Source organism: Kitasatospora sp. NPDC034023 (assembly GCF_055575795.1).
The window spans coordinates 173,736-184,907 of the sequence record NZ_JBVIRY010000016.1 but is presented as its reverse complement, the minus strand read 5'-3'; the positions used below and the strand labels follow the sequence as shown (position 1 = coordinate 184,907).

The 11,172-nt window shown below is 58.3% G+C and carries 10 protein-coding genes; all 10 read left to right on the top strand.

Going from position 1 to position 11,172, the window contains the following annotated elements; translation table 11 throughout:
* Positions 1-452 precede the first annotated feature (452 nt).
* On the top strand, positions 453-1,007 hold the full coding sequence (locus ACZ52R_RS22145) for a hypothetical protein (RefSeq protein ID WP_465753947.1): 555 nt from the start codon (positions 453-455) through the stop codon (positions 1,005-1,007).
* 430 nt (positions 1,008-1,437) lie between these two features.
* The gene (locus ACZ52R_RS22140) at positions 1,438-2,985 is read left to right on the top strand and encodes a hypothetical protein (protein ID WP_465753946.1); all 1,548 of its coding nucleotides are present in this window, start codon (positions 1,438-1,440) and stop codon (positions 2,983-2,985) included.
* A gap of 48 nt (positions 2,986-3,033) precedes the next feature.
* Positions 3,034-3,993: a single-stranded DNA-binding protein gene (locus tag ACZ52R_RS22135; protein ID WP_465753945.1), complete on the top strand. Its 960-nt coding sequence runs from the start codon at positions 3,034-3,036 to the stop codon at positions 3,991-3,993.
* A 5-nt stretch (positions 3,994-3,998) separates the two neighbouring features.
* Positions 3,999-4,376 (top strand): hypothetical protein, encoded by a 378-nt coding sequence (locus tag ACZ52R_RS22130; RefSeq protein WP_465753944.1) that lies wholly within the window; start codon positions 3,999-4,001, stop codon positions 4,374-4,376.
* Positions 4,377-4,423: 47 nt separating this feature from the next.
* Positions 4,424-5,050 carry a hypothetical protein gene (locus tag ACZ52R_RS22125; RefSeq protein WP_465753943.1) on the top strand — a complete coding sequence of 209 codons (627 nt, stop codon included), beginning with the start codon at positions 4,424-4,426 and terminating at the stop codon, positions 5,048-5,050.
* A gap of 88 nt (positions 5,051-5,138) precedes the next feature.
* On the top strand, positions 5,139-7,880 hold the full coding sequence (locus ACZ52R_RS22120; RefSeq protein WP_465753942.1) for a translation initiation factor IF-2 N-terminal domain-containing protein: 2,742 nt from the start codon (positions 5,139-5,141) through the stop codon (positions 7,878-7,880).
* A gap of 71 nt (positions 7,881-7,951) precedes the next feature.
* Positions 7,952-9,016: a replication-relaxation family protein gene (locus ACZ52R_RS22115; protein ID WP_465753941.1), complete on the top strand. Its 1,065-nt coding sequence runs from the start codon at positions 7,952-7,954 to the stop codon at positions 9,014-9,016.
* Positions 9,017-10,507 carry a type IV secretory system conjugative DNA transfer family protein gene (locus ACZ52R_RS22110; protein ID WP_465753940.1) on the top strand — a complete coding sequence of 497 codons (1,491 nt, stop codon included), beginning with the start codon at positions 9,017-9,019 and terminating at the stop codon, positions 10,505-10,507.
* Positions 10,508-10,553: 46 nt separating this feature from the next.
* A complete protein-coding gene (locus tag ACZ52R_RS22105; protein ID WP_465753939.1) occupies positions 10,554-10,775 on the top strand; it encodes a DUF433 domain-containing protein in 222 nt (73 codons plus the stop codon).
* Positions 10,768-11,124: a DUF5615 family PIN-like protein gene (locus tag ACZ52R_RS22100; RefSeq protein WP_465753938.1), complete on the top strand. Its 357-nt coding sequence runs from the start codon at positions 10,768-10,770 to the stop codon at positions 11,122-11,124. Before ACZ52R_RS22105 ends, ACZ52R_RS22100 begins: the two co-directional genes overlap by 8 nt.
* The last annotated feature ends 48 nt before the right edge of the window (positions 11,125-11,172 follow it).

The window sequence follows — 11,172 nt, the reverse complement described above, 5'->3', positions numbered from 1 at the left end:
GGCCCTCGGCATGCCCAACGTCCCACGGCAGCCCCACAACCCCCGACACAGGGATCACCCCAGATCAGCCGACGCGAACCGAAACACGGAGGCTAACGTTCCCGTTCAGAGCTCAGGCCGTCGGGATGCGCCACGCTCGGCCGCGGTGCAGCCTCGAAGGTATGGGAAGCGTCATCGTCTTTTTGGAGCTGGATCCCTCCGCCGAGGTGATCGAGCCAGCCGAGGCCGACCTCAGTGCCCGGGTGCGGTGGGTACACGCAGCCGGCGCTGATCCCGATGTCCCCGAGGATCCGCTACCCCGGACGCTCTGCGGGCTGGATACAGGGGGGATGGAGCATGAGCCCTATCGTCCAGCAGCGCCTGGTGAGCCCTGGTACCCGCCCGAGCTCTACGACCGGCGGTGCCGGGAGTGCGGAGCGGTGCTTAGGAGCCTGTGAGTGGAAGGAGAAGCCATGACCAGCACACGTGGACGGCTTGTGCTCACCGTGGTGGGCGGGGTGCTCGGTCTCGGGCTTGCTGCTTGCGGCTCTGGCGGCCACGAGGTGGGTGCCACCAACAGTGGCCAGTCCGCCCAAGCCTCACTACTTCCCACAGCGACGGTGACCGTGACGGCGACGGCCACGCCTTCGCCGGCCAGCCAGACTGCGACGACCTTGCTAAGTTCCACCGGTGGGTTCAATCCGCCCAAGGACGACGTCCAGCTCGTCGGGTGCGTGCTCACCGATGATCCGTACCGCGACAACGTTCACAGCGGGCAGTTCGTCGGGGTAGCGGATCTTAAGTTCACCAATCACTCAAGCCAGGTCTCCGACTATATCGTGACCGTGGAGTTTGTGAACGCTCAGGGAGACCGGCTCGATACCGGCGCGAGCATTGTCAGCAAGCTGGCTCCTGGGCAAAGCCAAAACAACGGGGATGAGGACGCGCATGGGACAAAGAGCATCCCAGCGGGTACCAGCCTCACGTGCCGGATTCTGGACGTGACCCGGGTTGCGAGTACGCAGTGAGAGCGGCGTGCCGAGACTGCGGTTAGGCGTTGGGAAGTAGAGAAAACAATTTCTGCTTGAGGTTGAGGTTATCCGGTTATCCTTCACTTTGACCCCCAGGATAACCGTACCGCTTGTGCTTCCAAATTCCCCGAGCGGTTCTCAGCCTTTTAAATTCCCGCTTTTCGCGCCGCTCCTCCTTCGAAAGCCGATACCCCTTTGGATGACTAAGGTTCACAAATGCCCCATTCTCGATTCTAAATAAATCGGTTCGGTGGATCTTCCCGCCCCACGTAAAGAATTTTGCATCGAGCGGCGTAGGTTGAAAAATCTCCACGCCTTCTGGATATCTACCCCTCCGCCAAATTCCCCACCTTCTCTCCTTTTCCATAAGTGAACTTATAGAGTATAAATAAGTTCTTGTCAAGATCCAAGAAGCGCGGAGAAAGACATGCCCTCAGTGAATATTGAGGCGGAGCAGCAGCTAGATCCGCTAACCTTCGCCCTTTTGGACGATCTTCCCGCGTGGCGGGTGCGCGCTATTGAGAGAATTACACTTTCTAGTGCGTTTTTGTCGGAACGGGAGCGCGATATTCATGTAAATCCCCTTCGGGACGTGACCACTTTAGGCAATCTGCTCAACCGGCACCTTGGCCGTTCCCATTTCAGGTCGCATCAAGAAGCCTGGCTTCTACTCCCTATAGCAGATTTTCCGAAGGTTACTCAGTTCGATCTGACCATTAGGGTGGCCGACCGACCGGTTCACCGCTTACCCCGCGAGCGGAATGGAAATACCCAAGCTAGGTATATTGGTTATCTGGCTCAGAAAGCAAATCTTTGCACTCTTGGCTTCAAGTCTCTAGAGCCATTGCTTGCCGCCATATTTACTTATATGCCAGATGCATTGAACCGGGAACTGGAGCCATATCGCAAGCCCTATCACGTGGTGAGGCGCCGCAGGAAGAAGATTCAGAAGGTGGATCCACCAGTCGAGTATGTCTGGAATAGCCTGGGGGGAGATTTTGATAGAGAAATCTTCGAGAAGTGCGAGGCTGCCGCGGAGGAGATTCAAGACATATCTAACGATCAGATCCTCCCTTCCGAACTGAACGCCGCACAATTTCCTCTGCTCGCCGTGCCAGAATTGTTGCAGAAATATGCGCCAGGTCTTCTAGAGCAGAAGGTACTGAGACTTCTTAAGAGACTTAAACGCCTCCTGAAAAGAGCCATGCAAGCCACTAATGACCACGCGAAGAAACTTCTATATACCTACTTCAGCTACGGTCGTCGATGGGAAGCATTTGCCTGGTGTCGAGTCCCCCTGAATGATCCGTTTTCAATTGAGATTAGGGAGAAGCGGAAGATCTTCTTGGAATCTCCAGAGGAGCCGATGAAGACTTCTACGTGGCTTTGGGATCAGGTATGCCCTACCGCAAGACAGTATGTCGCCTTTGCGGATGCACAAACGAACAATATTCATATTCGAGTGAGTGATGAGACTGTCCACATCGTCCCCTCTCGGACTGGCCGACTCTTCCGCCACCTACCCAATCGCTCAGAAGTCCGCGATGAGAAATACGGCAAAATTGAACGCCGCCCGGACAGTGAAAACATAACGCGCGAGTACTATTCCCGCTATGATTCCACCCCAAATCGAAAACCCGAGCGGATTTGGATAAATTGTCGGCTGCGGGCGACCTGGCTGCGAATGTTCATGGCCTGGGGATTCATTGCTGCCACGTGGTCAGCTATAGCTTTGATTATCATGCTTGGTTTTTCAAGCTGCGACGCCAGTAAGAGCCTTAACTCCTCGGATGTCCTGGCCATCCTCTTTCCCGTCACTTTCGGTGCGTCGCTACTTCTAGCTCAGGAGTCAACAACCCTGGGTAGGTTTATCAAGCGGGCAAAACAGGGGATCCTTCTTTTTTCACTACTTGCCCTCTGGGGTCTAACATTTGCCCTTTATGTAATGGGCAACATTTCCACTGGTGGACTGTAAGCTGCCTTACATCTTCTCCCGCCTCTGCCCGATATAATCCGTCCTCATATGGCAGAACGGGAGCAACCAAGGGACTTCGATCAGACGGCAGTGGCAAATGCACTTGCGGCAGAAACCTCAAAGGTCGCCGATCCCGCCTATGGCCAGGGATGGCACTTTGAGCTAGGTGGCAGCCGGACGCCTCTGAGCCTGGATACCTTCCCGGAGAGCGGGGTCTCCCGCATCACCACCGTGGGCGCACGTATCGAGCTGTTCGGTGGAGGCCTGCCAACCGTCGAGGACGAAGGCGTGGTCTTCCTGCGCAAGGACGAGGGACACGAGCACTCCTCCATCTCCCTGCACCCAGGCGGTGGCATGAGCCTGGGCTATCTCCTTGATGCCGGCGCCACAGCGGTTCCAGGCCTGCCAGACGACGCCGAAGACACCGGGCAGATCCTTGATGAGCAGGAGAAGGTCGGAGACGACAGCGCCCAGGAGCCCCCAGCATCCATAGCTGCGGTGGCCAAGCCCCCAGAGAAGCCCATGGACGGGCTCAACCGGATGCCTGGTGCCTTCCCTGATGTCCGCCCAATGATCCAGCAGGTTGGCCAGTCATCAGACCACGCCGCGGAGGAGCAACCTCTTGACCGCGCTGCCAGGATCAGGGCGGAGGACACCGCCCCGAAGCAGCCAGCGTCCACTGAGCAGGAGCCCGGCGAGGAGCGTCAGCGGGTCAAGCTTGTTGGCCGGCTGGGACGAACCCCTACCATCCGGGAGACCGCGAACAAGAAACTGGTGGCCAAGTTCCCCCTGGCCGTCCACCTGGAGGACGGCACCACGGCCTGGCACGACATCTTGGCCTTCGAGGAGCGCGCAGCAGCCCTGAAGAAGCGGGTTGAGGCCGGCGAGCTGGTGAAGGGTCGCGAGATCGAGGTCGTGGGCTACCGCCACGAGCGGGAGTACCAGGGCAAAGACGGCACGCCCAAGACCGCCCAGGAGATCTACTCGGTTGCCATCAAGCGCCGCTAGCGCACATGCCTATGAATGAAAAACCCAACGGGTTTGACCGCTTTCATAACGAATGGCAGTCACCTAAAGACCATCGCACACACATGGCAAGCCTTCTCGATGGGCTGCAGTTTGTCCCTGTCACGTACGACGCCACCAACAAAGAAGTCGCTCCCGATATCCGGGCGCAGACCTCCCTCACCTCGTACCGCGGCGTCATTGAACCCGAGGATCTCGGCGTACTGGCAACTGCCCGCACCCACGCCTTCCTCTCAGGTCTGGTTGAGGCCGTGGCGCCATTGGTCGTACCGCTACACCCACATGATCCCGACTTCCGGCACCGCCTCTTTGTCCAGCTGATCTATCTCGACACAACCAAGCTGCCGCCCAAGCCTCGGGAATGATTTGGATCTTGACAGGACTTGGGCGGATATGAGATACACAAAGAACTATGTCAGAGGGAGGAGAAGGACAACCAAACGTTCAGGAGCAGAAGTCAACGCGTCTCTCGGTTGAGTCAGTTCAGACACGAGAACTGGCGGACAAAAATCTCGCGGCCTACGTGACTGGCGAGATTTCTCATTTAGAGGCCGAGCAGGGGGTTCTAGAGAGCCGGGTTGCGAACGAGTCGAAGCGTTCGCCAGCAGGCGTGCTTGATGAATATCTGTCCGAAGTTAGATATAGCCTGGTTCAGACGCTTCCTGAGAATCCCCATGAAGATCCACAGACCTATGCTGATCGATGGGCAGCTTTGGGAGATGTCAGACGCGTCCAGACCGCCTTTGAGATTTTGGCCTATCCACACTTTACGCCTGAACGGGAGCAACGTGAGAATGCTGCCGGTACGTGGGTTGGACTCAAGGAGGAAGGCATCAGCGATCGAGCACGAGTTACGGAGCTCGGTATTGGTGTGGAAGTGACAGCGAGACAGGCAGATCTCCTTGCAAAGCTCACTGATCGCGTCGCCATCCCTTATGACCCCTCTCAGCGGTTCATTTCGGCCGTCCCACTCTTCGAGGCTCTTGCACGCCAGGGCGGTGACGCCTCGCAGTCATCAGAGCGCAGAGAGATACGCTAGAGGTGCGTCCTCACCCGACTGCGTAAGCTTGAGATGCGGGAAGCTACCCGCTGGAAGAGCCTTGGATATCCATCTAAGGAGGCACCATATGGGTGCCGACGTCTTGCTTGGCCACACAGAGGCCGGCAACGAGCCAGTCTTTCTGCGTCATGGCCATCGCACTGCGCATGTCGCCATACTGGGAAAGTCCCGTCACGGCAAGACCACACTACTAGAGCACCTAATACTTGCCGATATGCGCGATGGAACTTCCGTCGTTGTTATCGACGCTCATGGCGACCTGACAAAGCGCCTCATCTCTCTGGCTCCACCAAAAGCGTGGGAGGGGCTGGTGCTCGTTGAGCCCAACGATGAGCAGCCCTTTGGTTTGAACCTCTACGAATGTCCACCTGACGTGAAGGCTGAAGTCGTTGTAGGACAGGTTCTTGAGATCTTCCACAAGGTGATGGGTGCGCAGAGCACCGGGTTGCTCCCGATTATTGACCCTGGATTGCGCAACACTGCCCGGTTGCTCATTGCTAACAATCTCACAATGGCCGAGCTACCGCAGCTCTACACAGACCCGGCATTCTGTGACGAAGCACTCCGCAAGATCACTAATCCGTCTGTCCGCCAGTACTGGCACAACTATAAGTTCGGTACGCCGAGGTATCGCGAGGATAGGCGCGAGCCAGTCCTCAACAAGGTTGGGCGCTTCCTCGAAGACGATTCAATCCAGCTGATGGTTAGCCAGCAGAAGACGACCATACCCTTTAAGCAGGTGATGGATACAGGTGGGACTCTGATCATCAACCTGGCCAACCTTGACGACGACTCCGCTTCTTTTCTGGGCATGGTATTCCTCTCGGTTCTCAGCAATTTGGTGTACCAGCGCGAGAGCGTTGCACAGAACAAACGGAGAAGGGTTCATCTGTATCTCGATGAGTATGGGCGGTTTGCCACACCGACAACTCAGCGGCTGCTTGAAGGGGCTGGTAAGTACGAACTGGGCATCACGGTCGCGCATCAGAGCCTCTCGCAAACACCCCAGCGTGAAGCACTGAAGGTTGAGACTCTGATCTGCTTCCAGGTCTCTGGTGAGGACGCGAAGGTTGTCGCTGGGGAGCTTGACTGTACTCCCATTCGGACGAAAAAGGTAAGTAGGCAGCGCACAGAGCCTCAATATAACGAGTGGGACGAAGAGGTCTGGGATAGCGAAGAAGCACCTAGCAATTATCAACGCTTGCTGAAGCAACAGGCGGCTGCTAAGAAGTTGGCCGCCGAGGCAACGGCTATCTTGCAGACCCTTGATGCTGTCCTGAATTCACCATACACGTATCAAAACACATATAATGCGCGGGCGCTAATCTACAGCGGATCGTTCCCCTTCGACAGAATCCGCCGCGGCGAGCAACCACCCTCTGAAACTCCGATTGAGTGGCATATGCCTTTCAATCCATCGGGTCAATATTTCAACAACTTGTGGTACGAGCGGTATGACGAGCCCCACCTGACGCGCGGGCTTGTTAACCCCCACCCCTCACGCACAGAGCTCTATCGCCTTAAGGTCGACGCTGCCAGCGGGTCATGGATTAGCTTTCTCGTATCCGAAACTGGGTTCTTCAGAAGGCAGCACTGTGTCCCACTATTGACAGAGCTGGAAACGGAAGTGTTGGCGCCCATCTACCAAAGCGCCGTTTTTAGCTTCTCACCAGATTCCAAACTCAGTGCGGCTCATCCCTTGCCTATGAGCCTAGGTGCCGAAAGACAAGTCAAATGGTGGCCACTGGAGGGAAAGTGGCACCCCTCACGCTTCCCTCCTGCAGTTTCATGGTTTTGGAAGAAAGTTGCCGGTCTATATGCCTGCGAGCGTGCTCATCGCAAGATTGAACTTCAGTGCCAGACCTACCCCAAGCAACATCGGACAACCGTACATCATAAAGAATACCTTGGTGAGAAGCCCGTTAGAGATGATCCTGGTGGGCAGCCTTGGTACGACCTCGTCGAGGAGCTAGATCAGACGCCCGCAGGCCGCCGCGACGAGCTTGCTAATACGCTGACCCAGCTAGATCGATACGTGGCTTATTGCAAGCTCTTTGGGGATGATGGCAAGGTTCACGAACGGAAGATCAAGACCTTGCCACCAGCAATACCCCTTGCACCTGAGGACAATAGCAAGTTCCCAATAGATCGACTCTGGACAGAAATCTATGCCCCTGAACTCCTGCCGAAGGACGACACTCTTCCTAAAGCCCGCCGGCGTAGCCGCGAGAAGTATGGGACGCCTGCGGAGTGGGTGCAGCTTAAGGCCGTCCTCCGCCGTTTCCTCTTGCAGCACGCGCCCACTGAGGTGTTAGTCGCTCCAGACACCGCATCCCGGGTGTACCTCCTCGAATCCGTCGTGGATGATTACGGGATTCCCTGGAGCGATTTCGTAGACTCCATCCGCGTTGCTGATTCTCCGGAGGAAGCCGCGAGGGGTGTGCACATCGGTGCAAGAAGGGCTGCTCAGCGAAGCACTCAGGCACCCTCCAAACCTGCCTCACTTCCGGTCGATCTGGCTCAAGCCACTGCCCGGGCTCAGACACAACGGCCTCAAGCTTCTGGGAAGCGGCAGGTATATAAGCTCGCCGAGGAGCTTGGTTTTGAGACCAAGGTGGTTATGGAAAAGCTTGATGCGCTTGGCATCTTCGTCCGTTCAGCATCATCAACCGTCGAAGCCCCGGTCGTTCAGAAGCTGCTGGATGCTCTGAACCGTGCTGACCAAGAGGACGCGCTGCGGACTACCAGACAAAATCCTGCGCGCAACCCTCCCGTTATCGGCCGCCGTCCCCCGAAGAAAGAGCCCTGAGGGTGGTTCTCTTACGCGACTCGTACCCAGTTGCAGTCTGAGTTCTCACGCTGGTTTGGCAAGGTAATCCAATGAACGAATCGCTCCATCCAGCTGGTGCCAAGACTTCCCGGCCGTTTCGGGTGGGCGTGGCGGATGAGGAGATTCTCCGCTCAGTCAACCGCTTCGGGTACCTCACCGCCGCCCAGCTCGGCCGGCTGCTCTACCCCAACCAGCACGACCAGAACCGCTACGTGCAAAGGCGTCTGCGCCGCCTCGCCGCGGAAGGGTACCTACTCAGGCTGCGGGAGTTGCCTACGCCCCGCTTCGGGTCAGCTCCGCTGGTGTACACCCTGGCGGACAAAGGGCGCCGGCAGTTGGCCGTACGTGGCGTTCCCCTGGTGTCCCCGTACTACCGCCCCTCCGAGGAACTGGCGAAGGCCTGGGACAACCCGTTCATGGAGCACACCCTGGCCGCGGTTGACGTCCTGCTTGCAGCCTCGATGCTCTGCCAGGACTACCAGGTTGCGATGCCCAGGCTCCTTACCGAGCGCCAGCTCAAACGAAGCCCCCTACGCGTGAAGCCCGCAGGCCACCCCGAAGCGCGGTCGGTGGCTGTTATCCCCGATGCGTGGTTCCAGCTGCGGGTGCTGCCAGGCGGTGACGTCCTCTCCATTGCCCTGGAGCTTGACCGGAGCACCGAGCACCAGAAGCACTGGCGCCAGAAGCTGGCAGCGCTCACGGCCTGGGCAGAGGGCTCGTACCAGGAGGCTTTCGAGACGGACAACGTCACCATCGCTGTTGTCACCCCCGACGCCCGTCGGCGCGATCAGCTCTCCTTCTGGACGGCCGAGGAACTCGCCGCGATCAACCGCTCAGAGCTTTCCGATCTCTTCCTCTTCACGGCGGCCTCCCCGGTTACGACCTCCCCGTTTGCGTTCTTCTTCGACCCGCTCTGGTATCCAGCGGGCGAGGCCGACCCGATCAGCCTGCTTGATCCGCTGCCCGTCGAGTCCCTGGTTGTACCAGACCCCACGCCATCCACGCCCGTCCAACCTGAACCGCCCGCCCCGCCCCCGGCCGCGGACGACGAAGACGCTCCAGGCCTTGAGTGGGCGCTGATGGACGACGGAGAGGAGGCGGATCGGGGAACCTAAATGATCTTCTTTCCTGCCCGCGATCTGCCCCGGATTCCCCTTGGGACGTACCGGAGTTGGTTGATCCCCCGCACGCTGTACCTGCCCCTGACCAACGCCCGCGTGCACATGCACGTCTTGGGCAAGACGGGATCAGGCAAGAGCTACTTCCTGGCCTCGCTGTTTCTCTCCCTCCACGAGGCCGGCCAGCCGGTTACCCTCATCGACCCCCATGGCGACCTTGCCCAGCTGGTGCTCCTCCACCTCATCCAGGCCGGGCAACTGGCAACCCCCGGGCAGAGGCAACAGCTTCTGTACCTGGACATCCCTGCTGCGGCTGTTGCGAACCGCTTCCTGCCGTTTAACTTCCTCGCCCAGCCCTACGACGACCACTCGATGGCCGAGCACGTCGCCGAGGCCGCACGACGTGCCTGGCCAGAACTTGCCCACGGCGCCCCGACCTTCGAGAACATCCTCAAGCACTCGGTGATTGCCCTACGGCAAAGCGAGCTGCCGTTGACCCGGCTCTCAGACCTTCTCACTGACACGGCCTTCCGTGACCAGGTGCTCGCCCGGGTCACCGATCCCCAGGTCGTCCGGTTCTTCCGCTTGCGCATGGATCAGTGGGGCAAGGACGCACCGCTGATGAAGGAGTCCACCCTCAACCGGGCAGACCTGCTGACCCTCTCCCCACTTCTCCGCTACGCCTTGGGTAGCCCGGGCAACGCCCTGGACTTCCGGAGAATCATCGACTCAGGCACCTCGGTGATCATCAACCTGGCCGTAGCTTCACCCGACACCCGCCGGCTCTTTGGGTGTCTGATCACCGTGGGCATGGAGACCGCGGCTCTGAGCCGCTCCACCATCCGCGCCGGCGGCTTACGAACCCCGCACGTGCTGATCTTGGACGAATTCTCCCAGTTCATGGCGCAGAGCGAGGAGAGCCTCACCAGGATGCTTAGTGAAGCCCGCAAGTACAACTTGTTCGCCGTGATGGCACACCAGAACTGGAGCCAGGCCTCAGACCGCCTCAAGGGGGCGCTGCAGAACGTGGGGATGGAGGCCATCTTCAAGGCCGGCCGCCCCGATGCGGAGCACTCAGCCCGGCTGTTTGGCACCGTCAACCCTGATGCGGTCAAGCACGTCGTCCAGGACGAAGCAGCTGAAGGGCGCACCCACCCGGCTTACTACCCCCTCCAGGAGCAGTGGGAGAAGCAAGTCCAGTCCATCCAGCAACTGGGGGTTGGCGAGGCCTTCATCAGGTTGCCCGACGACACGGTCAAGAAGGTCAGAACCCCCAAGCTCCCTGAGCTCACGCTCTCCCCCACCGCGGCCGGGGAGGTAGAGCAGTACTACCTTGACCGCTTCTTCGCCCCGCCCCCTCCCGAGCCTCCCATCACGGTGCCCACACCCATCAGTCGGCGCCACCCACGCCCACGCCCCACGCAGCGCAGGAGAGCAAAGGGAACGGTGTTCCGGGCAGAAGCGAGGAGAAGTGAGGCCAGGAAATGAATTGGGGGTTGATTTCAACGGCTCGAATTTGCTATAAATCAAGTACATGAAGTACGTACACAAAGACCAGAACATCTTAGATGGAACATTGGTTGTCAAAGGCACTCGCGTGCCAGTCGATGTCCTTTTGTATCGCCTCGAAGACGGCTACTCCTTGGATGATATCTATGACATGTACTCCTGGGTCGATCGAGAGACCCTTAAAGGAGCCATCGAGGAGGCGCATGCAGCGGGCATAGGTTCCCTGACCGCCATAGCGCATGGCTAAAGACTTCTACAAGCACAAACTGCTTCTTGATGAACAGATGCCAACTCGTTCGTGGTTCCCGCGCCTCAATGAGCACTTCGACATCAAGCACGTTTCTGACGATCTCAGGAAGGCTAGCTTGGATGATCCTGGCGTATACAGCCTCTCGGTGACTCTTGGGCGGATCATCATTACTCGAAACGTGAAGCACTTCGTCAAATTGGCAGGAAGCAAGGAAGACGCTGGTGTGATCGGGGTTCCTCCACACTGGGCACCTCCTCATGTAGACACCAAACTAACAGCGTTACTCATGAAGCATGGAGCAACTTACTTTCAAGGTCGATACGTGTCACTCGCCGAGGAGTCCTGAAGTCGTCACTCCCCCCTGACCACCTTTCCTTTTCTCCCTTAATTGGCG

Excerpts from the sequence above, each read along its gene's own strand:
- ACZ52R_RS22145 (WP_465753947.1), top strand. The coding sequence starts at position 453 with ATGACCAGCACACGTGGACGGCTTGTGCTCACCGTGGTGGGCGGGGTG.
- ACZ52R_RS22140 (WP_465753946.1), top strand. The coding sequence starts at position 1,438 with ATGCCCTCAGTGAATATTGAGGCGGAGCAGCAGCTAGATCCGCTAACC.
- ACZ52R_RS22135 (WP_465753945.1), top strand. The coding sequence starts at position 3,034 with ATGGCAGAACGGGAGCAACCAAGGGACTTCGATCAGACGGCAGTGGCA.
- ACZ52R_RS22130 (WP_465753944.1), top strand. The coding sequence starts at position 3,999 with ATGCCTATGAATGAAAAACCCAACGGGTTTGACCGCTTTCATAACGAA.
- ACZ52R_RS22125 (WP_465753943.1), top strand. The coding sequence starts at position 4,424 with ATGTCAGAGGGAGGAGAAGGACAACCAAACGTTCAGGAGCAGAAGTCA.
- ACZ52R_RS22120 (WP_465753942.1), top strand. The coding sequence starts at position 5,139 with ATGGGTGCCGACGTCTTGCTTGGCCACACAGAGGCCGGCAACGAGCCA.
- ACZ52R_RS22115 (WP_465753941.1), top strand. The coding sequence starts at position 7,952 with ATGAACGAATCGCTCCATCCAGCTGGTGCCAAGACTTCCCGGCCGTTT.
- ACZ52R_RS22110 (WP_465753940.1), top strand. The coding sequence starts at position 9,017 with ATGATCTTCTTTCCTGCCCGCGATCTGCCCCGGATTCCCCTTGGGACG.
- ACZ52R_RS22105 (WP_465753939.1), top strand. The coding sequence starts at position 10,554 with ATGAAGTACGTACACAAAGACCAGAACATCTTAGATGGAACATTGGTT.
- ACZ52R_RS22100 (WP_465753938.1), top strand. The coding sequence starts at position 10,768 with ATGGCTAAAGACTTCTACAAGCACAAACTGCTTCTTGATGAACAGATG.